Origin of the sequence: Edaphobacter bradus, assembly GCF_025685645.1 — a bacterium.
Taxonomy (GTDB): Bacteria; Acidobacteriota; Terriglobia; order Terriglobales; family Acidobacteriaceae; genus Edaphobacter; species Edaphobacter bradus.
Map to the genome: position 1 here is coordinate 89,259 of NZ_JAGSYF010000007.1, position 23,245 is coordinate 112,503.

At 56.1% G+C, this 23,245-nt stretch carries 19 protein-coding genes and 1 pseudogene; 14 read left to right on the plus strand and 6 right to left on the minus strand.

Annotated elements, in window-relative coordinates; genetic code table 11:
* Window positions 1-4: 4 nt before the first annotated feature.
* The 4 genes and pseudogenes from OHL16_RS19490 to OHL16_RS19505 form a co-directional block, all read right to left on the minus strand.
* A pseudogene (locus tag OHL16_RS19490) lies at window positions 5-2,377 on the minus strand (VirB4 family type IV secretion system protein).
* Window positions 2,358-2,621 (minus strand): VirB3 family type IV secretion system protein, encoded by a 264-nt coding sequence (locus OHL16_RS19495; protein ID WP_263368875.1) that lies wholly within the window; start codon window positions 2,619-2,621, stop codon window positions 2,358-2,360. The pseudogene OHL16_RS19490 and the gene OHL16_RS19495 overlap by 20 nt, the downstream one beginning before the upstream one ends.
* A gap of 9 nt (window positions 2,622-2,630) precedes the next feature.
* On the minus strand, window positions 2,631-3,014 hold the full coding sequence (locus tag OHL16_RS19500; protein ID WP_263368876.1) for a TrbC/VirB2 family protein: 384 nt from the start codon (window positions 3,012-3,014) through the stop codon (window positions 2,631-2,633).
* 106 nt (window positions 3,015-3,120) lie between these two features.
* A complete protein-coding gene (locus tag OHL16_RS19505) occupies window positions 3,121-4,152 on the minus strand; it encodes a LysR family transcriptional regulator (protein ID WP_263368877.1) in 1,032 nt (343 codons plus the stop codon).
* A gap of 590 nt (window positions 4,153-4,742) precedes the next feature.
* On the opposite strand from OHL16_RS19505, the gene OHL16_RS19510 reads away from it, so the two are divergent.
* Together OHL16_RS19510 and OHL16_RS19515 are read left to right on the plus strand one after the other, a co-directional pair.
* On the plus strand, window positions 4,743-5,264 hold the full coding sequence (locus OHL16_RS19510) for a hypothetical protein (RefSeq protein ID WP_263368878.1): 522 nt from the start codon (window positions 4,743-4,745) through the stop codon (window positions 5,262-5,264).
* A 178-nt stretch (window positions 5,265-5,442) separates the two neighbouring features.
* Window positions 5,443-6,150 (plus strand): tyrosine-type recombinase/integrase, encoded by a 708-nt coding sequence (locus OHL16_RS19515; RefSeq protein ID WP_263368879.1) that lies wholly within the window; start codon window positions 5,443-5,445, stop codon window positions 6,148-6,150.
* 526 nt (window positions 6,151-6,676) lie between these two features.
* On the opposite strand, the gene OHL16_RS19520 is transcribed toward OHL16_RS19515, so the two are convergent.
* Complete coding sequence (locus tag OHL16_RS19520; RefSeq protein WP_263368880.1) at window positions 6,677-7,651, minus strand: universal stress protein; 975 nt, start codon at window positions 7,649-7,651, stop codon at window positions 6,677-6,679.
* Between the two features lie 832 nt (window positions 7,652-8,483).
* On the opposite strand from OHL16_RS19520, the gene OHL16_RS19525 reads away from it, so the two are divergent.
* Window positions 8,484-9,419, plus strand: a complete 936-nt coding sequence (locus OHL16_RS19525) for a universal stress protein (RefSeq protein WP_263368881.1) — start codon at window positions 8,484-8,486, stop codon at window positions 9,417-9,419.
* Between the two features lie 239 nt (window positions 9,420-9,658).
* On the opposite strand, the gene OHL16_RS19530 is transcribed toward OHL16_RS19525, so the two are convergent.
* Entirely contained in the window at window positions 9,659-10,270 is a 612-nt protein-coding gene (locus OHL16_RS19530; RefSeq protein ID WP_263368882.1) for a hypothetical protein, read from the minus strand.
* A 239-nt stretch (window positions 10,271-10,509) separates the two neighbouring features.
* Here OHL16_RS19530 and OHL16_RS19535 point away from each other — a divergent pair, with 239 nt between their 5' ends.
* The 11 genes from OHL16_RS19535 to OHL16_RS19585 all read left to right on the plus strand — a co-directional run bounded on the left by OHL16_RS19535 (window position 10,510) and on the right by OHL16_RS19585 (window position 22,894).
* Entirely contained in the window at window positions 10,510-11,391 is an 882-nt protein-coding gene (locus OHL16_RS19535; protein ID WP_263368883.1) for a universal stress protein, read from the plus strand.
* Between the two features lie 180 nt (window positions 11,392-11,571).
* Window positions 11,572-12,219 carry a Crp/Fnr family transcriptional regulator gene (locus tag OHL16_RS19540; protein ID WP_263368884.1) on the plus strand — a complete coding sequence of 216 codons (648 nt, stop codon included), beginning with the start codon at window positions 11,572-11,574 and terminating at the stop codon, window positions 12,217-12,219.
* Between the two features lie 514 nt (window positions 12,220-12,733).
* Window positions 12,734-13,666, plus strand: a complete 933-nt coding sequence (locus OHL16_RS19545) for a universal stress protein (RefSeq protein ID WP_263368885.1) — start codon at window positions 12,734-12,736, stop codon at window positions 13,664-13,666.
* Between the two features lie 48 nt (window positions 13,667-13,714).
* Entirely contained in the window at window positions 13,715-15,310 is a 1,596-nt protein-coding gene (locus OHL16_RS19550) for an oleate hydratase (RefSeq protein ID WP_263368886.1), read from the plus strand.
* Window positions 15,311-15,715: 405 nt separating this feature from the next.
* Window positions 15,716-16,189, plus strand: a complete 474-nt coding sequence (locus OHL16_RS19555; RefSeq protein ID WP_263368887.1) for a GatB/YqeY domain-containing protein — start codon at window positions 15,716-15,718, stop codon at window positions 16,187-16,189.
* A gap of 244 nt (window positions 16,190-16,433) precedes the next feature.
* On the plus strand, window positions 16,434-17,363 hold the full coding sequence (locus tag OHL16_RS19560) for a DmsE family decaheme c-type cytochrome (protein ID WP_263368888.1): 930 nt from the start codon (window positions 16,434-16,436) through the stop codon (window positions 17,361-17,363).
* Between the two features lie 13 nt (window positions 17,364-17,376).
* Window positions 17,377-19,590 (plus strand): outer membrane protein, encoded by a 2,214-nt coding sequence (locus OHL16_RS19565; protein WP_263368889.1) that lies wholly within the window; start codon window positions 17,377-17,379, stop codon window positions 19,588-19,590.
* A gap of 54 nt (window positions 19,591-19,644) precedes the next feature.
* Window positions 19,645-19,968 carry a c-type cytochrome gene (locus tag OHL16_RS19570; RefSeq protein WP_263368890.1) on the plus strand — a complete coding sequence of 108 codons (324 nt, stop codon included), beginning with the start codon at window positions 19,645-19,647 and terminating at the stop codon, window positions 19,966-19,968.
* Window positions 19,969-20,039: 71 nt separating this feature from the next.
* A complete protein-coding gene (locus tag OHL16_RS19575) occupies window positions 20,040-20,588 on the plus strand; it encodes a QcrA and Rieske domain-containing protein (RefSeq protein WP_263368891.1) in 549 nt (182 codons plus the stop codon).
* Between the two features lie 14 nt (window positions 20,589-20,602).
* Window positions 20,603-22,072: a cytochrome b N-terminal domain-containing protein gene (locus OHL16_RS19580; RefSeq protein ID WP_263368892.1), complete on the plus strand. Its 1,470-nt coding sequence runs from the start codon at window positions 20,603-20,605 to the stop codon at window positions 22,070-22,072.
* 690 nt (window positions 22,073-22,762) lie between these two features.
* Window positions 22,763-22,894: a hypothetical protein gene (locus tag OHL16_RS19585; RefSeq protein WP_263368893.1), complete on the plus strand. Its 132-nt coding sequence runs from the start codon at window positions 22,763-22,765 to the stop codon at window positions 22,892-22,894.
* Window positions 22,895-23,245 lie beyond the last annotated feature (351 nt).

The following is a 23,245-nucleotide window of genomic DNA, read 5'->3' on the forward strand; positions in this document are numbered from 1 at the left end:
TTCGTTACACAGCTTCTCCCTGGGCAAAGCGTGCGATGCCCTCGGTGAGTCCATACTTTTCGATAAGCTTCGACCGGCGTACCCGGTCTTTGGGTTTGGTGGAGAACGCCGCGTAACTGCGAGGGTCGAGATTCAACGTCACGACCTTGGTCAGTCCATCGCGGCGCATGTAAAGCGCCTCTCGATCCTGCAAGCTCTCGAAGAGTGCGATCTGTTGCTCGTTCATCTTGAACAGCTCGACGTTTTTTTTCCGATTAATTAAAGGTCGCATCCTTCAGGAACAAAAATGAAGTGCAGGAGTTCACGATGCTGTCGGCGTTCGCGCCAAGGTCATCGGCAGACTGTCCAATCACCGTGACGCCGCCAAGGTTCTTGCGGACGGTCTTGATGGAAGCGAGCGCGGCTTCCAGAAGCTGCTTGTTCTTCATCGAAGAGAAGATCTCTTCGATCAAAATGTGCTTCGGGACGCCAAGGTTCGACGGATCATACAGGACATCGTTGATCCGCCGAAGCAGCCACACCATCAGTGGCTCGATGAGGTCGGCATATTGCTCGTTGTTCACTCCCTGGAAGTCGAAGCATTGCAAGCGCGAGAGAGACAGGCTGTCGTCTACGTTGTCGAAGATGGCGTGATAGACGCCCTTGCCAACCCACTTGGATAAGTATCGGTCGAGCTTCTTAGGCAGAAAGAGATTGGAGAGGCGGCGATTTTCATGGCCGAGCTGGTACATATCCTGCACAGCCTTGTGGATCACGTCGTCATCTTCCGGCTCCAGCTTTGCGCCACCGTTGGTGAGCAGGAGCTTCACGAACGAATACAGGAGCTTGATATTGTTCTCGGTCGGCTCCAGCGCAAAGGGATTCACATTCGGGCCGTCTTTGCCGACCCGGTCCACCTTGCCGCCGTACAACTCGACGACGCTCTCATAGCTGCCGCCGATGTCGAAGATGTAGGTAAATCCGCTGTATTTCTGTTCGAGTGCAAGGAGTTGGTTCCCATGAACGGACTTACCGGTCCCCGTAGGCCCGAGGATAAGCATGACTCGCACACCGTCCACATACACGTCCTGAAAGAACGGCGTCCGTGTGCGCGTCTCGAAGATATTCAGATACTCCGCGTTCAAGTCTTCCGAGTACGGATGCCCAATTTGCGGAGCGAACACAGAGGAGAGGCGAGCGTGGTGGTCCTCCGAGAGCCACAGCGGGAAGACATTGAACTTGTTGTTGCCTGGGAACATCGCGTAGAACGCCGACAGGTTGCCGAGCGTCTCTTCCATCACCTGCGTACGTCCGTCCACAAAGATCCGGTGCACAGCAGGGATGGTGTCCCGGAGCTGTTCAGGGTTGCGAGCTGCCAGAAGCAGCCGGAGAGAGTATTCCCCCTGGGCCTTCTTATCGAGCGAACGAATGACTTCGCTCAGATCATCGACGCTGTTGTTGGCAGCCTTCGCTCCGGCTCCGGTTTCGAGTGACGCAGTGTCCCGTCCGCTCATCACACGCGTCAGCACGCCGACCTTGAAGAACGAGATGAACTTCTCCTGGGCGTCAATCTCACCGCGTGCGGCGGAAGAAGACTTCGGTCGCCAGGTTGAGCTCAGTACACTGTCACAATCGAGCGTGAGCAGGCCGGAGAAGAGGCACGGCCTGGATGCTTCGGGTGTGGCGTTCAGAGAGAACATCTGTACGTGGCGCTTACCAACTCGAAGGTACTCGCTATGCCAGGCAACCGGACTCTTCACGATCTGCCTGTCCGCTCCGGTATCGGAGCGGAGCCGATCTTCTCCAGCCCATTCCTCTAGATTGAAGACGTAGCTGAAGAATTGGAAGCTTTCGGCTTATCGAGCAGGCACAGTCCAAGCGTGCTGCCAAGATGACTTTCCAGAATGGTCGCCGTCTTCTCAAGTTCCGCGAGCATCCGCGATGTATCCGCAGCGTTCTCCTGTGGTTTACGCTCAAACGCCTTTACCTTCGACGGCTCCAGCGTGAGGCACCAATGCAGGTTAATCCGCCGGAACCCTGCAGTGTCTACCAGGTGACTGAGGCGGTCGTTCACGAAGACTTCCGTGACGGGATTTCCATACTTGACCTGGCGTGGAAGATCGCAACCCGACATCACGCGGGTGTACTGGAAGAGGCACGATCCTTCGGGAAGTCCGCGCAACGCACCCTCGATCGACCGCATTCCCGCATCAAGCTCCTGGTCTGTCAGCCCCTCTTCGTCCATGCCCGCAAGAGAGAACAGGCACCCATATCCGCCGCCCTTGAGAGCGAATATGTGCGGACTGACGAAGCGCGAGATTGGAACAATGCTGCACGCGGCGCCAGCCTTGGAGAACCACGGAACGGATTTTCTCTGCTCAGTGTTTGCGCGGGTCATAGTAGCTCGTCTGTCCGAGGCTCAGGCCCCAGAGCTGGAACATCTTGGGATGTTTCCGCACGATGAGCCACGCTGCGCCCACCATCATGGGAGAGCCGAAGATCGCCAACATGCGAAACCCAACGAGGAAAACCGTCACCGTCACGAAAGTGATCGCCATCCATGCAGATAGGTCGAGGCCAAGCTTGGCTCTCGGTCTGTTCATGGCCGGATTGATTGGCGACGGCTCTCCTCGCTTGGTCATGGGCGCACCTCACATGTTCTGGCCGGTAAGAGAACCGATCCAGCCCGCGCCCCATCCGAGAACTCCGGCACCGAACAGCGCACCGAAGAGTCCTGGAATGGCATCCTGAAAGCGACCGCTCATCATCCGGATTCCGGCGAAGATCAGGCCACCAAAACAGATGACCGCGCCGGCGTAGATGGCGAACGTCTTGAACGTTCCCATGAGGGTGGTTGCCTCGGAGAAGTCCATCGTCCCTTGTGCGTGGGCCACACTCGCGAAGGCAAGTGTGACAAGCATCGGCCACAGCGCGCGCGCCGCTTGAAGAAGCTGTCGTTTCGTGAAGGGTTGCGCCCATCGCTTGGCACGACTGGCGGTGTAGCGACCTGAAGCGGCTTTGTTGATGCGGTACATTGGCACCTCCATTGACTGGTTCTCAGCCGGAAATATGCCGTGATGATTAGGCCGTTTTACGTTCTCGTCCAATACGTCTTATTTATCGGGCGATAGCTCTCAGCTATCACCCCGTTCCATTTCGTTGCTGCTCATGAGCTTCGCGGAAGAATGTCAGATGAACCGGATCGGCCGTTGCCGGTTGCGGAGGACCCTTCGGAATGTCCACAAGGACGGATACCTTGTGGGGCTTGGTTTCCTTGGCATTTTGATGGAGCTGTCTTGCGAATTTCCTGACGAGAATAGGAACGGTCTTCGGATGCCGGAGCTTGTGATAGATCACGGCCGTATCTACGGTCCAATTCACTCCCGCAATCGGCCGGGTCGTCAGATCATCGTCAAGGGTGGTTCCTTCGCGGATCAGCGTAAAGCCGTGGCCCCCCTTGACCAGCGTCTGCATCTCGGACGGATGCGAAGCGCGCGAATACTCCGCGACCCGGACGCCCACATCGGCAAGCAACTCAAGAAGCCGCTCATGTGCATCCGGATGGCGTTGTGGGTGGTACAGCACCGCAAGATTGTCCTGTAGATCGGCGGGCTGTAAAGCGGTCCTGGTGGCCAGAGTGTTGTCCCGGCGGAGGCACACCACGAGCCGGTCGAGACGTATTTCTTCGATGCACAACTCCGCGTGCTTCAAAGGCAACGTCACGATGGCGGCGTCAACCGCCCCGGTTAGAACTTCTTCGGCGAGCTGAGCTGTATCGCCGTGAGTCGGACGAATCGAACAGGCTGGCAGCATCTCTTTGTGCATCGCGCAGAAGCTGCGAAACAGGTTCTGGTCCACCAAAGGAGTGCAGCCGAATCGAACGGAGCCAATCTCTCCACGCTCAATCGCAATCAGTGCGTTGATGACCTCATCCCGCGTCTCCAGAAGCAGCTTGGCCAGAGCAATGAAGGCAAGGCCGGTTTCAGTAGGCCGGATACGCCGGTTCTTCAGTTTCTTGTAGAGACGAACGGAGGCGTTCTCCTGAAACTGCCGCGCCTGCACTGAGAGATTGGGCTGCGAGGTATGCAGCTCCTCCGCGGCAATCCGAAATCCTTGTCGTTCCAGGATCGCGAGCAGATAGTGGAAATGGCGAAGCTCGGCCCAATCGTACATAGCTCCCTGCTCGACATAGAAAGAGCGTTGAACGCGAAGTTTGGAGCCGAATCGCTGCTCATTTCGAGCCCCGTCCCGTGGAAATCTTGGCAGCGCGAATACAGCGAAGCAACAGAAATGGTGCGTTTGGCCAAATTTATTCTCCGGGCAGATGCGGGCAAATCTCTGGCTACCCCGATAACTCCCATTTATCGCCTGACAGAAACCGATCAATAAGACGTATTGGACAAGGCCGCTTCTTCGCGACACGCTAAGCACATTCCGGCATCTTGCGGATGCCGACACCTTACACGACGGAGACGCTGTATGCCCCTGGCCACTGTTCACCAGATGCCTCAGACAGACCCTCTTCTCACTGCGGAGGATGTTGCTCAAAGGCTCAATGTCAGCCCAGATTGGGTGTGGGGCCACTCCTCAAGAAAAGCTCCCTACTTGCCCGTTATCCGCATTGGTGATGGCACTCTTCGCTATCGACTAAGCCAGATCGAAGCGTTCATCAGCGAACGGGAACGCCTCTCTGCTCTACGGTTCGGACGCCGGTAGAATAAGAGCGGCCCACGAATTCTCCCGCCACAGAAATTGAGGAACGAATGGGCAAGTCGCACCAGGCAGGATGGGTATCGCTGCGCGGAAAACGCTGGTTTGGTTATTTCCGTCAGACGGTTCTTGATCCTGAAACCAACGAGGAACGAGTAAAGAAGATTTGCGTCAAACTCGCCCTCAAATCAAAGATGACCAAGGCCGAAGCGCGGGATGCGCTGCGGATGGAGGTCACCAAACAGCCTGGCCAGAATCTCGGAGGCAGAGTCCTTAAGGACAGTTCGACTACCTTCGGATGGTTTGTTCGCAACCGCTATTTCCCGCTACGAGAGGGGGACTGGCGACCGGAGACGGCGAAGGTGAAGAAGATCCAGATTGAACAAGACTTGTTGGCGAAGTTCGAGGAGTATCCCCTCGACTCCATTGACAGGTTTATGTTGCAGACTCATATCAACAATCTGGCGGAACGGCTGTCGCAGGATCGCGTGAAACAGGCGCGGTCCTACCTCAAGTCCATCTTCGGCGAAATCATCATCAGGATTTCCTGGTCAAAGACCCGGCCCGGAAGCTGAAGACTCCAAGAAATCTTCGGCCCAAGGATAAGCAAGTTCTGACCTGGGAACAACTCTGGGTGGCTCTTGAACGAACCACCAGGAGAGATCGTCTGCTTTTGATGCTTGATATGACTGAAGCGCTGCGGCCCACGAGCTGTTCGCTCTGCGGTGGCGCTCCTTCGATGACGTGGATACGTTGTCGATCACCGAAACCGTCTACCGGGGGGAGATTCGGCCCTTCGGAAAGACCGATGGCAGCCTCACGGACGTTCACCTGCCTCCGGGCCTAGCTGAAGAGCTTCGTTTTGTGGAAGCAGGAAACCGCCAAAGCCTCTCCGAACGGAGTGGTCTCGGCATTCATACCGGCTTGCGCGTTGGGGAGATTCTCGGCCTGCGTTGGCAGGACGTGGACTTTCTCAAGGGAACCATTCGCATCCAACAGGCCGCCTATCGCGGCTCGATTGGATCGCCGAAGACCAAAGGCAGCAAACGCACTCTACCTCTATCACCATCCTTAGCGGCGACTCTCAGGCGTCACTACGACACCTCTCCGCAACGGGATGGCTTGGTATTTCCGACCCGTACGGGTATGCCCTTCAGCGACTCCACTCTGCTCTCCCGGTTTATCAAACCGGCGGGCATGCAGATCAGGGCTCCCTGGCTGAGCTGGCATACCCTCCGACGGACCCACGCAACCCTGCTCTCGCATGTGGGAGCCTCGCCCAAAGAGGCTCAGGCGCAGCTAGGGCACGCACACATGTCCACGACCATGGACATCTACACCCAACCCATTCCCAGCCATCAACGCGCGGCGGTCGAAAGACTGTCGCAATTGGTGACAAATGGTGACGAGTTGGCCGCAACACAGACCGAGCCGCCCCTGGGCTCCCTGTGTATTCAATGATTTGAGTGGTAGGCACGAGCGGATTCGAACCGCTGACCTCTACCGTGTCAATCTACTGAAGATCCATGGAATCATAGAGTTATCTGGAGCGGAGGGAAACGAAAAGGCATATAGGGAGCACTTTCCGAAAACGAGAGTGCCCTCATTTGTGCCCCTGTTTCTATACAGCCGACTTCTACTCTTCACGGATTGAGGTCGACGGGAGAAGGGGTGAACCGTAACGCTGTCCAACAGCACTCGGCAGGCTGGCATCTGGCGTGTGCATCATCGAGATCGCGGACTGACCGGAAGAGGGCTTGAGTTAGTCCGCGATTCTCCTTACGAGCTAGGCCCCGAAATCCACAAAGGATCCGCGGAAAGGTTTTGCAGACCCTGAGCAATCGAAGCCTAAGTATCTAATTATCAACAAAATGCGAAGAACTAACTCGCCCTCCGTCCGCTTTTTGTCCGCCTTCGCCAGCAGCCTCCGGTTTGCTTTAGCCTTCGACATGTCCCCGTTGCCAGGCTGTCACAACTCGGCGGCGGTTCAGACATTTCTCTGTTTGTGCTGCCAACTTGAACTCCTCGCCGGTAGAGTAACGTTCCGCAAGTTGGCTTCAACCGGTTGGGCGAAGGTCAAAATTGCGCAAGGAGCGTTCTTGATGACCCCGGCAACTAGGCTTTTGCGGAAGTACGACGAAAAGTGCCTGTCCTTGTGAAGGCCAAACATGATGTACTGCGCATTCACTGCGTTCGCGCGTTCCGATATAACCCGCTCCGGGGTACCGTAGAGAAGAGCCGACTGAGCCGTGACACCGTCCCTCAGGAGTCGGCCAACTAGAAGATCGAACTCAAATTGAGTATCGGCGGCGTTGTGAGGTCGTGAGTACTCGTGACGAACATCCACTGCGTGGACGAGTTCCACCTCCGCGCGTAGCGCCTTTGCGAGACGAGCGATGATCCTCAGCCGATCATCGACATCTTCCGGGAAATCGATTGGGCAGATCACCCTTTCCGCTCCGTTTGGATCAGAGCTCTTCTTGACCGCCTTTGGACCTATGGTGACAACCGGGCACGGGAGCGTTCGGAGAACAAACTCTGTTGTTGAGCCGAGTACCTTCCTATCCAATCGGTCATTCCCGTAGGCGCCGAGACAAAGAATATCTGGCTTTAGATCGGCCACTGTCTGAGTAAGAACATCAGCGGGCAACCCGGCCCTTAGCAGCCACCGCGTTTCGACCCCAAGCCCGCGGGAGCGGTCTGCCAACTGCTCAAGGCGTTCACTTAGGTCCCTGCTAAGCTTGTGTGCAGCCTCAAAGTCTTCTTCACCAGCCACTGCGTGATCGGCCGAGCTATGCACGTGAACAAGGATGACTTCCGATTTGTGCCTTGTCGCAAGATGCAGCGCGTAGTCAAGCGCAGTGTCAGCGTACGGAGAAAAATCGTATGCAACCACGAGTTTCTTGAAGGTCGCCAAACCTTCTGTTGCGGCTATCGGTATCGTTGCGGGGAGCGTCGGCATAATTCACTCCTGGAAGTAGAGGTCTAAATGAGTTTGTCATCCCTGTGTCGTGTTGTAAGTGACGGATGTCACAGCCTTCGAGGCGTCTTGCGAGGTTCCTTGCGTTGACAGCCATGCGGAGATTGACCGCGGTCAGATCGTCCCCGCATCTTCCGCCATATCAGTAGACAGGGTGCGGTCGCTGAGATTCTAAGACCTACCGGCGGCCGCGGAGTTGATGTCTCCATTGAAGGAGTCGGCCGCCAGGAAAACTGACGGAGTTGGCCCCCAGGAAACCTTCGGGCAAGCGCTCCGCGTACTTAAAGGACGGGGCAGGCTTTCAAGTCTAGGGGGCTATTCCGGTGAACTGGCGATCCGCCGATGACTTCGCTGCGGAACTTGGCGATCACAAAATTGTCACCACACTCTGTCCTGGTGGACAGGAGCGTACGCGGAGACTCATGGAACTCGTTCGCCATCGTCAGATTGATTTAACTCCGCTGCTCACACACTCCTTCGCACTTGATCAGATTGTCGATGCTCACAAGCTTTTCAAAGAGCAGCGCGATGACGTCCTGGGAGCCACGCGAGAACCCGAAGCGGTGTACGCAGGGGCGAAACCCACCTTGCCTCATTGTGTGCCCATGCGCAGAATCTTGTCCGGGAGACTCGACGCACTAGGAGACACAACCAGAGATTGTACGGAAACTCGAAAAAAACCGAAGTGTTAGTACGTGGGAGCCAGCGCTTGTTGTCTTGTGACCCACGTCACTGCGCCTGCTGCAGAGTAGATCTAGTCTGCCGATAGGCGAAATTATTTCTGTCCTTCGCGACTATCTTACGAGGTGCACTCATGACTCCTGTCTCTGGAAGGATCAACAGTTCCATCCACGACGAAGGGCTACATCTCGCCACGAGCGACATTCACTTCAAGCGGATCCTGGTTGGAATTGACTTCTCTAAGCAAGCCGCCCTGGCATTGAAGACCGCCATCGCGATCGGCGAGATCTTCGGCTCCCAAATCTTCCTCGTCAATGCAGTGTCACTTTTTGCGTATGGAACGGGGCAGGAGCCGATACGACCGGAGATGATCAGTGCAGAGATTGATGGCGCGATGGAGGAGATGAAGCAGATTGTCGCTAGCGAGCCGCGACCATATGGGCTTCAATTGACGACGACCGTCGCCTACGCTGGTGCAGTCGATCTCATTGAACAGGTCGCAAGCGAGGAGAAGGTCGACCTGATCGTCTTAGGGTCGCATGGTTCGAGCGGTCTCGAACGGCTGGTGCTGGGATCCGTAGCGGAGACCGTGTTGCGCAAGGCGGCGTGCCCTGTCCTTGTTGTAGGGCCAAACTGTCATGCCGAACAACATCCATTCCGGTCGATCCTGTTCGCCACCAACCTCGAAACCACAGGACTGCGCGCGGCGCAGTACGCTTCAGCTCTCTCGGAACACGTCCACGGTCGTCTCACGCTGCTGCACGTGATTGAAAACCAGACAAATGTTCCGAACGTAGAGTCTGGGCTCATTGAGAACCGCCTCAAGCAGGAGCTTCGGAGCCTTCTTCCCTCCGATGTGGGACTCTTCTGTGAACCCAAAGTCCGTCTTGAGTATGGCTCGCCGTCTGAACTAATCCCGGTCGTCGCTGAGTCGGAATCTGCGAGCTTGATCGTAGTTGGTTTACGAAATCAATCAGCCTTGTCCGACCACTCACCCTGGTCAACCCTTTCTCACGTCATCAGGGAGGCGAAGTGCGGCGTACTCGGGGTTCGCAGTCATTTGCTCTGAACTTCATCCTCACCACGCTGACTCCCATGGCCACAACACGATCGCTGCGAACACGAAAACCCGTAGACAAACCAGTGCAACCGAAGCCAACAACGCCAGCGCCCTCTGAAACACCGAGGAAACCATGCTGAAGAACTCCTTCATGCTGGCGGTTCGTGTCGATGGTGAGATTGTCGTAGTAGCGTTCGGAGAGAATGAGCCGATCATGGAAGGTACCGTATTGGCTTGTGTTGTCATCTTTACTTCCCCGCTGTGACCTTAGTTCGGACATGTCCGACATTTAGGAGTTCTCGTTCCGCAAAGAGCATCCGCGCGGACAGAGCGAATAGATTGAATCCGAATACCCCAAGATAGCCATAGAGCAACCACGCAAGTTCACGCGGGCTCAAGTTTTTTCCAAACAGGAGAGCGATCGAGGAGATCGCGGCAACAATCGCCGAGGCGTAACACCACTTCGCACCCTGGTGTGCCGACGTCCCTCTTGCGACAATGAACTCTGTGATCGCTGCCGTGGCCGCCTGAACCGCCGCGAGATAGATGAACCAGTGGAGTCTGACGCGGTCAGACACCAGTGCGAACAGAAGGATTCCGATCACGGCTCCACAGATCCCCAGCATCCTCAGAGCAAGTCGGCCAGGCTGCTGACGGGGGATCATGAAGCTGGTTGTAAGAATGATCGCGCTATCGATCGTCCCGTATGCCGCTAGACAAAGAATCGAAATCACGACAGCAAAAGGAAGCAGGAGAATCGTCGACGCCATCTCCGGGATGAACAAGACCCCTGTTCCGGCAACTACCGCAAGAAGACCGCGGATCATTGTGGCTGCCCAGTACTCTGAATAGGTCTTCATCTACTACCCTCCGCCGTTCGCCGAACTCTTATGAACTCTCTCCGGTGGCTCCTGGGAATGAAGCTACGCGGTGAGCTCATCTGATCGCCGTACGATGTTCTCGCAGTCGTCTCTGCAGAGCTGTGACGGTCGTCACAGACATGGGTGCACAGCATCACTTTCAATGGAGTGTAAGCCAGACATCGCACTGGCATTTAGCGTGGAAAAGGCGCGCTCACGTTGAACGATCGAGGTGTCGTATGCCGGTCATTGGAGAACGTGTCTCTGTTTCTGTGAAAAAGATTCTGCTCGCAACGGACTTCTCCTCCGTATCGGAGAAAGCTGCTTCGTACGCAAAAGCTTTGGCTCGTCGCTTCTCCTCCACTGTGGAGATCGTGCATGTCTTCGATCCGTCAATCGTCACATCATACGAAGAGGCAATCATAGGCCTACCGGTGAGGGAGAGGCAGCAAGTCAGTAACGAGGACCTTGAGCGATTACGAGACGACTTCTCCGCTTTTGGAATCGATGTACGAACTATGTCACCTGAAGGACATCGACCGTCTGCGGAGCTCATCCAGATCGCGAAGGAGCACGAAGTCGACCTGATCGTTGCGGGAACGCAGTCCAAGTCGGGAGTGGAGAGACTAATCCTGGGCTCAACAGCGGAACAACTTATTCGAAATGCAAAGTGCCCTGTACTTACCGTGGGTCCTAATGCCAAGCCCCTTGGAGATGCTCCTCTAGCTTTCCAGACGATTGTCTATGCGACCGATTTCTCTGCCGAGGCGGCGAAGGCGGCAGTGTACGCTCTTTCCTTCGCCCAGGACAGCGGTGCTCGTCTCTATTTCTGTTACGTGCCTCAGACTGCTACCACTTGGAAGAGGGATTTCGTGGATGGGGCGTTCGAATCCGCTCTGAAAAGAATGATTCCCGAGTCTTCTTACGACTGGTGCAACCCCGAATGCGTGGTTGAGCACGGTGACGCCGCTAAGGCCATCCTTGAACTAGCAACGAAGGTTCAGGCAGACCTAATCGTATTAGGTGCGCGCAAAGCGTCGTTCTGGCTGACGTACATCGAGCGTGGCTTGACTCCTGATTTGTTGGCTCAGGCCACTTGCCCGGTAATGACTGTGTGTTAACTGGGCGGAAATCAGTGCGACGGTTGCGTGTTGCCGCACGATAATTCAACGGGATAGGATATAGTTCAAGGCAACATCATTAGCGTCCCATGTGGCATAGAGGCCACTTTCGGAATGCTTCCTCTTGCCAAAGCTCGATCGATGCACCATTGTGATACCTGTGAGTTGCGCTCGCTGCGAATGTTCTGCAATCTGAGCGCTGAGGCGCTCGCGGACTTCGGGTCGATCGGTGTACAGGCCACTCTTTCGAAGGGCGCGAAGCTCTTTCAGGAGGATGGGCCGAGCAACGGCGTCTTTGTCATCTGCACGGGTCAGGTCAAGCTTTCCTGCACTTCGAGAGAAGGAAGAACCCTGATTCTCAAGATCGCCACGCCAGGAGATGTTCTCGGGCTCGGAGCGGTCATCTCCGGATCGAGATATGAGGTGACAGCAGAGACGATTGAGCCGACTGAGATCAAAAGCATTCGTCGAGAGGAGTTCCTCTCCTTTATCCATAAGCACGGTGAAGCAAGCCTCCATGCAGCCAAGGCGCTGTCCGAAGAGTACAAAGCGGTGTTCTTCGATGCCCGTCGCCTGGCGCTGTCCGGTTCGGCGGCAGGCCGGCTTGCGGGCGTACTGCTCGATTGGGGGAGAGCAGCGTCCTGCGGCAAGCCTGAGATGCGCTTCACGATGGCCCTTACCCACGAGGAGTTGGCCAATCTGGTTGGTAGCTCTCGTGAGACCGTCACTCGCATGTTGGGACGCTTCAAGAGGGAGAGACTAATCCAAATGCGGGGTGCTTCGATTCTCATCCTCGCTCCGGATAAGCTGGAGCAGCTTTCGGCGTGAAGCCTCCTGAGTGCCGCTTCCTTCGTTCATCTTAACTTCAGGTGCATGCACCCTGTGATCTCTGTCACAGCTTTGTTTCTCGAGACCTCATAAAATTTTTAGCGGTAGAGGTGGTCCATGGCCAGTAGCTGTGTCAACCCTGCTTGTCGCACAGAGTTCAAGTTCTTCAACACCGGAGATCTCTACGCACTTGAAAGGCGCTCTGCGGATACGGAGTTCTTCTGGCTCTGCTCCGCCTGCGTACCAAGTGTCGCACTGTATCTCGACCCGACGGGGTGCGTTTCGGTGAGACCGCGATGTGACGCTGTACGTCCGCAGCCACCTCATCCGGACTGCTATCTGCGGCTGGTTGCTCAGCGCAAGCTCCGTACACCTTGGCACCGCGTCATCCTTGCCCCGGGGCCGACGCTCTCAAGGGGATATGGACGCGATCCGCTTCCTTCGTCGAGCGAGGCCGTATAAACCTTGCAAATATCAAGACACGCGCCGACGTGTCAGAAAGAGAGCAGAACCCATGCAAATGTCCACAATCGATCTAGTACCTTCGTTCAACAAGGTTCTTCTCGCCACTGATTTCTCCGCTGCGTCGCAAGCAGCGTTCCAGACTGCTCTTGGTGTGTGCATTGCGTTTCAAGCAAGTCTCTCTATCCTGCATGTTTTTGAGGACGCCAACACTGTCGCTCCAGAAACAGGAGTGCAGCTGCTTGAATTGGGGAGCTTCTATGAAATCGCTCGAAGCTCACTTGACCGCCTTGTCGAAGAGGCCCGACGGTCAGGTGTAGCCTGTGAGGCCACCATGGGCAGCGGAATTCCTTCTGTGACGATCCTGGAGACGATTACCTCAAAGGCGATCGATCTTGCCATCCTTGGGACGAATGCTCTTCACGGCTTTGAACGGCTCGTCTTCGGCTCAACTGCCGAAGTGGTCCTACGCAAGGCGTCCTGCCCAGTACTGACGGTGGGTCCTCAAGCATCGGACGCTCCCAGGGCAGTTCAGATCAAGAGCCCCGTTGTCTTCGCTACTGATTTTCATCACACCACGACCCATGCGATTTGTTATGCTGCGGCCATCTGCAAGGTAACGGGGTCACCGCTGCATTGCCTGCACGTGCTCCCGCGGACGCTCGAAGGCGGTTCGCGCAGGCATGTCACTCTGCAAATCATGACCGAGGCTTTGAAGCACGTGGCTACCGAGAGTGGCACAACCATCGATCCGCCTGTTTGTGCAATCACATACGGAAGCGAGATCTCGAACGCGGTGGTGGACTATGCCAAACAGCAAAAGGCGAAGCTGATCGTCCTGGGGGTCCGTCAGGCTTCGATGGTGGCTTCGCATGTGCCTGCTCATATCGCCTACCGCATCATCACGGAGGCTTCGTGTCCCGTCCTGACCATGGCCTTTGCGTCCCAACCACACGCGGCGACGCTTGCAGCCGCTTGTTTGTGATCGCTCTCCTGGCGGAAAGTATTCAAGTAGCAAGGAAGTGTGAACTCTATGCCTGAAAGACGCACCGAGAGTAACACAGCAGTTTATTTGGTTGGCGGCGGTATCGCCTCGCTCGCGGCGGCGGCCTTCCTTATTCGCGACGGAGACATCCCGGGCCACAACATCACGATCCTTGAGGAATCAGGCAAGATCGGCGGCAGTCTTGATGCCGCCGGAACTCCCAAAGATGGCTATGTCATGCGCGGCGGCCGAATGATTGAAAGCAAATATCTCTGCACCTATGACCTCTTTTCATCGATCCCTACCCTCGATGAGCGCAAAACGGTTGCGCAGGAGATCTTCGACTGGAATAAGACGATGAAAACCTCATCCAAATCCCGTCTTTTTCGGGGAGGACACAGGCTCAACGCTCCCAAATTTGGTCTGAGCGAAAAGCATATCCTGACCATCGAGCGCTTGGGACTTGAGCCGGAGGGGATTCTCGGGCGAAGCAGCATTTCGGACCAGTTTGACCCTTCGTTCTTTGAAACAGATTTTTGGTTCATGTGGTGTTCGACTTTTGCCTTTCAACCCTGGCACAGCGCGGTCGAATTCAAGCGTTATCTGTTGCGCTTCACTCATATGGTTTCAGGCTTCAACACGCTCAGCGGGATAATGCGAACCGTCTACAACCAGTACGACTCGATGGTACGACCGCTTCAGAAATGGCTAGTAGACCGCGGCGTAAGGTCTGAGTTTAATACCCGCGTCACTAATCTCGGCTTCTGCCATGACGCTGAGGGTTATATCGTGGACCGCATTCTTTGCGAGAGTAACGGCCACAGAGATGAAATAAGGGTACGCGAAAGGGATTATGTAATCGTCACACTGGGATCCATGACCGAGGCTTCCAGTCTGGGTTCCATGGATTCGGTGCCAGTCTTGGAAGGAAAACCCGACAGCGGTTCGTGGGCTCTCTGGAAGAAAATCGCCGACGGCCACCCGCAGTTCGGCCGTCCGGCTAACTTCAGTGACCATATTGAGGAATCGAAGTGGGTGTCTTTTACCACCACTCTCCACGACCCCACCTTCTTCCATCTCATCAGGGATCTCACAGGCAACGTCCCGGGAGAGGGTGGCCTCATCACCTTCCCGGAGTCCAGCTGGTTAGCGTCGATCGTATTGCCTCACCAACCACATTTCATTGGGCAGCCCGAGGACGTTAATGTCTTCTGGGGCTATGGCCTTTTCGTCGATAAACCCGGAGACTTCATCAAGAAATCTATGTCGGCATGCAGCGGTCGGGAGATTATGACAGAGATCATGGGCCACCTTAGGATTGAGGCCGACGCCAGGAAAATACTTGAAACCTGCACCTGCATTCCGTGCATGATGCCCTTCATCACCAGCCAATTCCTGCGTCGAGCCAAAGGTGACCGGCCCCATGTAGTACCTGAGCGCTCGAAGAACCTCGCTTTCATCGGACAATTTTGCGAACTCCCAGACGATGTGGTGTTCACAGTGGAATATTCGATCCGTTCGGCGCAAACCGCAGTGTATTCGTTGCTTCGACTGAGCCGCACACCGCCACCGGTATACAAAGGGAACTACGATCCGCGCGTTTTGCTAAAGGCCTTCCTCGCGTTACACGACAAGAACCCTTAGGCAGAACTGGTTCGCAGCCTCGCACAACGCTTCCCGGATCACCTCAACGACTGTGACAGCGATCACAGCCCCATTCCATTGTGTGCGCCAAAATCAACTTGGGAGATTATCGACGATGCAAACTGCGAATCCTCAAAGATTCTGCGCCGATACGAGTAAATCCTGCACCGGGCCTTGCCCGGGTTACGGAACGCGTACCGATTGCCCACCACTGATCGTTCTCGCGGTGCTATCGGCGCAACGAACCGAATCGAGCGCAGGTGCTAACCGATGAGCGCGACGGCCAGCCTGAAAAGTTCCCAGTGATGGGCGGTGATGTGCCTGCTACTCAAGGCCAACGGTATGAAGGCAATTTCTAGAGATTTATCAACACTTGACGAAAGTTAAGACGCATCTGAGGAAGCCATGAAGATTGGCGAGAAGGTTCGGGCGGATATTGTGGCGGCGATGAAGGCTCGCGATGAGCATAGGGTGACAACGCTCCGAATGGTGAAGTTGGCGCTGGAGAACAAGGAGATCGACAAGAGCGAGGCGCTGACGGATGCGGAGGAGACGCAAATTCTAACGACGCTGATCAAACAGCGGAAGGAGTCGGTGGAGGCGTTTACGAAGGGCGGGAGGCCGGAGTTGGCGGAGAAGGAGCGGCTGGAGATCGGAATGATTGAGGCTTATCTGCTGCAGGAAGCGGTTGAGGAGGAGATTCGGAAGTTTGTGCGTAGGGTGATTGCGCATCTGCAGAAAGATGCTGGTGGGGTCAGGCCGGGGCCGAAGGATCTGGGGACCGCGATGCAGGTAGCTCAGCAGTGGATTCGGGCTGCTGGTTTGAGGGCCGATGAGAAGCTGATGAGTGAGATTGTGAAGGAGGAGCTGGCGAAGTAGCGGGGAGATTTTGTAGGCTGCGAGATTGCTGAAGTCTGTGACAAGCGGTGATCGTCGCGCACACTATCCATCAGCGCCGTGAGTTTGGGACTTTAGCTGAAATCTTTTCGCAGCTTGGTGACGGGCGTCACCGTTAATTTGTTACAACCCGCGCTATGCTGTTTGCGATTTAGACAGAACCTGCGGGTCCAGGGCCACCAGCAGCAAAGTCGATGCTATCGCGTACTGTTTGAGGTGATTGCTCATGCGGCGTTCGCGTTTTTGGGTGGCGATTCTCGTACTGCTCGGCTGGTTCAACGGAACCAGGTTAGCCTACGCCGGTGGCGCGGCCCAGCCGCAAGCTGCAACATCTTCCTCCAAAACGGCAGTGAATCCGGCAGACTACGCCGGAGCAGACACCTGCGCCTTGTGCCATCAGGACGAGGTGAAGGGCTTCAACAAGAATCCGCATGCCAAGCTGGCACTCGAGCATGGCGGCAAAGGTGTGACATGCGAAAGCTGCCACGGACCCGGTAAGGCTCATGTTGAAAGCGGCGGGGTTGCGACCAAGATCTTTCAATTCACAAAGGCAACACCGAAACAGGTGGAGAAGACGTGCCTGGAGTGCCACGTTGGCGAGCACCCTAATTTCGAGCGGACCGCCCACGGCGAAGCGCTCATCAGTTGCCTTGGCTGTCACAGCATCCACAAGTTCGAACTGCAGACGGTCCTGCTCAAAACGAAGCAACCGAACGTTTGCTATCAATGCCATACAGACATCAAGCCGGCTTTTGCGCAGCCATTCCATCACAGGGTACCCGAAGGGTTATTGAAGTGCACCGACTGCCACAACCCGCACGGCACCTTCCAGCCGAACCTGCTCCGCCTAAGTGCGACCCAGGATGCCATCTGCACCAAGTGCCACGTCGACACTCTCGGGCCGTTCGTTTTCCAGCACCCGCCCATCCAGACTGAGGGCTGCACCTCGTGCCATTTCCCGCACGGATCGGCGAATTCCCGCTTGCTCATACGCAGCAACGTAAACACCCTCTGCCTGCAGTGCCATTCACCGTCAATGAATTTCACGGCTCCCGGCACACCGTCGTTTCATAACCAGGCGAATCAGTATCAGGCCTGCACTGTATGCCATGTGCAGATTCATGGCTCAAACGTCAACGCCTTCTTCTTCAAGTAAGGGATGGCCACGCATGATGAGCGCAACTTGTTCAATATCGCTCCTGCGGAATCTCCGGTGCATTGCTCTGGTTATTTCAGCCATCGTGGTCACCGCGGGCCTTGCTGCCGGTTCACCAGCCATCGCGCAGGATACTCCGCCACTACCAGCGCCCGGGGACAACATTCGTTACGGATACGTTATCCATCAGTCGATCGATCTCGGTGGCCACATCGTAACTCGGGATGGCAGCCGCGCTATGTACGCCACACTGGTCAACATCCAGTCCGGGCCGCGCATTCTCGACAACACCGTCGAGATGGTCGCCGAGAATCCAGCCCATACGCTTCTGTTCGATCGCCTCTCATCGAGCAGCTTCGGCTACGGAGGAGATCCCTACAACGTCACCTATCTGAACCTTTCCAAAGGCCGCATCTACAACTTTCACGGAAGCTTCCGCCGCGATCGTCAGTACTTTGCCTACGACGTGCTGGCCAATCCGCTGATTCCACCTACGTCCAACCCCTTCGTCCCTATCCTCGAGACGCCGCACCTCTATAACACCGTGCGCCGCATGACAGACGTAAGCATCACGTTGGCGCCGCTCTCAGTCATCAGCGCACGTTTTGGCTACTTCCAGAACATCAATCAGGGGCCGACCAATAGTTCGTTGCACGTCGGCGCCGATGCCCTGCTCATTCAAAACTGGCGCGTCTCCACGGATGTCTGGGACGCAGGTGTCGACTGGAAGCCGCTGGCCCACACCTCTGTCAGCTACGACGAGTTCATCACGCACTACAAGGGCAACAGCAGTTGGCAGCTCACTGGGCTCAACTACAATCTCTCCAATGGCACACCCGTCAGCCTCGGAGTCAATCTCTCCTCCGACTGGGCTGGTCCGTGCGCTCAGCCTTTCAATCCGGATGGAACCGTCAACCCAACCTGCAGCTCGTATCTTGCGTATAGCCGTTCCCAGCCCACGCGCACGCTGCTCCCCAGCGAGCAACTGCGTTTTCAGAGCTCATCCATCCCCCACGTCGCCATGAACGGACGCGTGCTCTACATGGGCACAACCAGCAAACTTCCAAGCTACAACGAGTTCTTCAACGGCCTCGACTCCCGCGTCAGAGTCCGTCAATCGGTGTCCACCGGCTCTGCCCGCGCACGCCGCATCACTGTCAACGCCGACTACGGCGTCACCTGGCAGTTTACTCCTACCATCTCCTTCAACGACGCCTTCGACTTCTGGTATTTCCGTCAACCCACGTCCTACACCTTGACCGAGACAACCTACGCCGGGACCTCAACGCTTCTGCCGCCGGGTCCCCCCACTACGACCATCACAACTTCACCACCATTCGAGGGCTTTGGCTTCACAGAGGTCAACCAGAAGACAAAGGCCAATACCTTTTTCATCGCATGGGACGTCGCCCCGCGTGCGCGACTTTCGGCGGGCTACCGCTATAGCAGCCGCATTATCACCGACGCCGGCGGCGACTTTATTCCCATCCACTCGCACTCGGCCCTCTTCGGCCTCGTCCTCAGGCCCACAACTCAGTTGCGCGTTAACTTCAATGCCGACGCCGGGTCTGCCGACAATTCCTTTACCCGCGCCAGCCCGCGCAAGCTGCAGCACTATATTGTGCGAACCACATACAATCCTCGTCCATGGCTGAACCTGGCCGGGACCATCAACATCCTGGAGAGCAACGACAACGTCCAGACCGTCAACCACCGCTCACACAACCAGGACTTTTCCTTCGCGGCGAACATCAGTCGCAGCGAAAAGTGGGGCGCCGACCTGAACTATGCGTACGACAGCGTCTTCTCGCGCACGGATGAGTGTTTTATCTCTTCGGAGCCCGCCGCAGGCGCCCAACCGAGTCCCGGGGTGTGCCAGGACGCTGGCCTGCCGCTGCAAGTCAACGGCTATTACGATCAACCCACACAATACGGCTCCATCGGATTCGTGTTCACGCCTGTGAAGAAGATCCACGCCGCTGCCGGCTATCGCATATCCTCCGTTAACGGCACGGCCCCGCCCATCAATATCCGTCAGGTGCCGGGTTCCCTGCAGTCGGACTATCAAACCCCTTATTTCAACCTCTCCTACGAGATCGCTCCGAACTGGACCTGGAAAGGAGACTACAACTACTACAGCTACGGCGAAGGAACACCGATCGGTCCGACGCTTCCTCGCAGCTTCCACGGGAATGTCTTCACACTTGCAGTTCGTTATGCTTTCTAGTCTTCAAATGCCTCCATTTGCTTCGTTCACCATCAATCGGAAGGAGAATTACCCATGCTGAAACATCTTGCCTGCTACGGAATCGCTGGCCTACTCCTATTTGCGGGGAGTTCGTTGAGTTTCGCAGAGAGCGCAGCTGACACCTACAAAGCGAAGTGCCAGATGTGTCATGCCCCCGACGGCAGCGGCGACACGCCCGCTGGTAAGGCCACGAAGGTGCACCCGTTCAAGTCGCCTGACGTTCTGAAGCAGTCGGACGCCGATCTAATCGCCATCGTCAAAAATGGCAAGGAGAAGATGCCCGCATTTGCTGGCAAAATTACCGACGCGCAAATCACGGACCTCGTAGAGTACATCCACACGTTGCAGAAAAAGTGACCTGCAAACAAGGGGCCGAGACCGTATGTGACAACTTCCGGCAAAAATTGGCACAACTAAGGAGTGGATTGATGGAGCTCATACCTCAGACGAATAACGGGCCCAAAGTGGAATCTTCCGGGCGTCGTTCATTTTTAGGTGCTCTGCTTGGATTGAGTACAGCGGCGGTGAGTGCGCTGTTGGCCGTTCCTCTTGTACGCTTCGTGACCTATCCACTGCGCAAAGCCGCTTCGGACACTGTTTGGTCGGATCTGGGGCCGGTGCAGGAATTCGCCTCAATTACTGCGCCAATCGCAAAGACCATTACGCTGGAACGTCGCGATGCCTGGCAGAGCACCTCATCCCAGAAGGCGGTATACGTGCTGCCGCCAAAGGATGGGCAATTCCGGATACTGTCGCCCATCTGCCCGCATCTGGGTTGCTCGATCCGCTGGATAGATGCTGAGGGAAAATTTATCTGCCCGTGTCATACAGGATCGTTCACGGCAACCGGAGAGCGCATTGTAGGACCACCACCTCGCTCTATGGATTCCCTTGAATCAAAGGTTGAGGGTGGATTGTTGAAGGTACGCTACCAGTATTTTCGTCAATTAATCCCCAACAAAGAGCCAATGGCCTGAGGCGGAGGAAATCCATGACGAATAAAGCCACACCTGAGCCGCCAGCCCACTCCAACGTCGGAGCGCGGTTTGATAACTGGCTGGACACGCGCACGGGCATCCACGCTCTGCTGCATGAGACGCTCGACGAACCGATTCCAGGCGGCGCCAGTTGGGCCTATGTCTTCGGCTCGGGGCTGCTCTTCCTTTTTGTTTCCCAAATTATCACTGGCGTTTGCCTGGCCTTGTACTACGTGCCATCGGCAGACCATGCACATACCACTGTCGCGTACATTGTGAAGGTGGTCACGTCGGGATCGTTTATCCGCAGCATTCATGCGTATGGATCGAGCGGCATCATCATCCTGCTTCTGTTGCACATCGGGCAAACCATCCTCTATGGGTCCTACAAAGGGCGTCGTGAACTGCTGTGGCTCTCCGGCTGCATCCTGCTCGCGCTGATGCTCGGCATGGCCTTCACCGGATATCTCCTGCCCTGGGACGAGAAGTCATATTTTGCCAGTGCGGTGGGAACGAACCTTGTTGCAGAAGTCCCATTCCTTGGGCCGACATTACAGAAGCTGATACGGGGCGGCGACCAGATGGGGACATTGACAGTCTCCCGCTTTTACGTGATGCATGTATTCGTTCTGCCCGCCTTGCTGACTGGCTTCCTTGCAGCGCATGTCTTTTTCTTTCGCAAAGCAGGCGCGGCAGGCCCGATTAAGGAAGACCCGGTATACCCCAAACTGCCACCTGTCCCGTTCTATCCCCGCCAGGTGATCATCGATGCCCTTTTTGCCCTTGTGCTGATCGGGATACTGGCCATCGTTACGATCAAGATCCCGATGGATTTGGGCCCAGCGGCAAACCCGGCAAATACTTCATTTCTGCCGCGTCCGGAATGGTATTACCGGCCGGCGTTTCAGTGGCTCAAATATTTGAGTGGCCGCTGGTCTCTAATTGGCGGAATCCTCCTGCCTGCTGTCCTCGCGTTGATCTTTGCTGCCGTGCCATTTCTGGATCGACGACTCGAGCGCCGTCCCTGGCGCCGGCCAATCGTAGTGGGCGCATTCTCTCTCTTCCTGGTTGCTTACACGCTCCTCGGTGTAGCCAGCTATCGGGATGACTACTACAAAGATCCTGGAGTGGCGGCGCAGATGCACAAGCAGGAAGAGGACGCGAGAGCATTCATGCAACAGCCCTTCGTGCCAGAAGCGGCCGCTGGAAGCGCATCGGCTGCGCTGGCTTCTGCTGATCCAAAGGTGTTGAAGGGGCAGGCTCTCTTTCAGGCTGGGTCATGCAACTCCTGTCACGGAGATGGAGGCATAGGCACTGCGGCAGCAGGTCCTCTGACGGGCGCCGGCCAGAAATTTACAGACGCGCGACTGATTGCGCTCCTTCGTACACCAGACAATAAGATGATCAGCGGCGGAATGACGCCTGTAGATCTGAGCCAGGATGATCTGGAAGCATTGGCCGCATATCTTCGCCAACTGCACTGATGCCAACTTTCGTGATTAGACGAACTCGTCTCTCGTGTCTCAAAGAAGGCGCATTGAGATTCCGCGTGCGATATATCGCACGCGACGCCCCGCGCAACCCGGATTGGAGTCAGTGACAAACCCCTGAATTGCTGCAACTGGAGGTACCGCGAGCTTCAATCAGTCCCGACAAACGCCCATCTGTTCCCTCAAAATGCTAGAACCCCCAGGACGAGGCGCGGGCCGAGGAAGATTTCCTTTCCCGCCAACCCCTACGAGCAAAAGTACCCGACTAGAGAGAGAACCCATCCCATAACCAAGCTCAGCATCCCGGACAGGGAGTCAGAACACCCTAGGGTGTCGCTCAAGTCCCAGCGCAATACATCCACCACTCACACCTATGGCAGTAGATCAACGAACTCGGCAAGGCATCTCAGACCCTCTTAGGAAGCCGGGGCACGAGCTACCGATCCCATCCGTGAACTACAGCAGTTTCTGTAGTTGTTGATGTTTGCGGAGCTGGTTTCTCATCCGTTTAGCTTTCTTTCTGCATTTGTCGGAGCAGTAGACGTTGGTAGTTTTGCTATCCTTGGCGGCCTGGAGTCGGTCGTTTGGGATGGGACCGCGGCAACAGTGGCAAGTACCTGAAGGGATGGGAGGCGGATCGGCGATCCGGCGTAGTCTCTTCTGGGACTGATCGGCGTGACCGATATGGAACCTGAGGCAGTCATAGCACTGGTAGGCGAGGATGAGTTCTCCGGTCCTGTAGGAGGCCTTTTCGGCGGCGATCTCGGCCTGGGTGATGGAGGGATAGCGGCGCTTGCCGTGGCAACGCCGCAGTGAAGCGGGGTTGGTCCAAGGTGGTTGGATGGGCACGGATTCTCCTTTGGGAGGAGAGTGTGGCATTGTAGCCTGGTTTCTCCAAAGGCCCTCCCATCGTCCTTTATGAACAGGTATTAGCAGCAGGGGGAGGCGCGGGCCGGGGAAGAGTTCCTGTCCCAACAACCCCTACGAGCAAGAGAACCCAGACTATAGAGAGAACCCCATCCCATAACCAAGCCCAGCAGCCCAGACCGAGAGCCAGAACCCCTCCTCCAGACTGTCGCCTAAGTCCCACAAAAATACCCCACCACCCACTACTCCGGCAGTAGATCCACGAACTCGGCAGGCATCTCAGGCCACCCAGGAAGCCAG

Bases quoted from the DNA above. Each gene is read 5' to 3' on its own strand.
- OHL16_RS19495 (WP_263368875.1), bottom strand. From the start codon at position 2,621: ATGACCAAGCGAGGAGAGCCGTCGCCAATCAATCCGGCCATGAACAGA.
- OHL16_RS19500 (WP_263368876.1), bottom strand. From the start codon at position 3,014: ATGTACCGCATCAACAAAGCCGCTTCAGGTCGCTACACCGCCAGTCGT.
- OHL16_RS19505 (WP_263368877.1), bottom strand. From the start codon at position 4,152: ATGTACGATTGGGCCGAGCTTCGCCATTTCCACTATCTGCTCGCGATC.
- OHL16_RS19510 (WP_263368878.1), top strand. From the start codon at position 4,743: ATGGGCAAGTCGCACCAGGCAGGATGGGTATCGCTGCGCGGAAAACGC.
- OHL16_RS19520 (WP_263368880.1), bottom strand. From the start codon at position 7,651: ATGCCGACGCTCCCCGCAACGATACCGATAGCCGCAACAGAAGGTTTG.
- OHL16_RS19525 (WP_263368881.1), top strand. From the start codon at position 8,484: ATGACTCCTGTCTCTGGAAGGATCAACAGTTCCATCCACGACGAAGGG.
- OHL16_RS19530 (WP_263368882.1), bottom strand. From the start codon at position 10,270: ATGAAGACCTATTCAGAGTACTGGGCAGCCACAATGATCCGCGGTCTT.
- OHL16_RS19535 (WP_263368883.1), top strand. From the start codon at position 10,510: ATGCCGGTCATTGGAGAACGTGTCTCTGTTTCTGTGAAAAAGATTCTG.
- OHL16_RS19540 (WP_263368884.1), top strand. From the start codon at position 11,572: ATGTTCTGCAATCTGAGCGCTGAGGCGCTCGCGGACTTCGGGTCGATC.
- OHL16_RS19545 (WP_263368885.1), top strand. From the start codon at position 12,734: ATGCAAATGTCCACAATCGATCTAGTACCTTCGTTCAACAAGGTTCTT.
- OHL16_RS19550 (WP_263368886.1), top strand. From the start codon at position 13,715: ATGCCTGAAAGACGCACCGAGAGTAACACAGCAGTTTATTTGGTTGGC.
- OHL16_RS19555 (WP_263368887.1), top strand. From the start codon at position 15,716: ATGAAGATTGGCGAGAAGGTTCGGGCGGATATTGTGGCGGCGATGAAG.
- OHL16_RS19560 (WP_263368888.1), top strand. From the start codon at position 16,434: ATGCGGCGTTCGCGTTTTTGGGTGGCGATTCTCGTACTGCTCGGCTGG.
- OHL16_RS19565 (WP_263368889.1), top strand. From the start codon at position 17,377: ATGATGAGCGCAACTTGTTCAATATCGCTCCTGCGGAATCTCCGGTGC.
- OHL16_RS19570 (WP_263368890.1), top strand. From the start codon at position 19,645: ATGCTGAAACATCTTGCCTGCTACGGAATCGCTGGCCTACTCCTATTT.
- OHL16_RS19575 (WP_263368891.1), top strand. From the start codon at position 20,040: ATGGAGCTCATACCTCAGACGAATAACGGGCCCAAAGTGGAATCTTCC.
- OHL16_RS19580 (WP_263368892.1), top strand. From the start codon at position 20,603: ATGACGAATAAAGCCACACCTGAGCCGCCAGCCCACTCCAACGTCGGA.
- OHL16_RS19585 (WP_263368893.1), top strand. From the start codon at position 22,763: ATGGAACCTGAGGCAGTCATAGCACTGGTAGGCGAGGATGAGTTCTCC.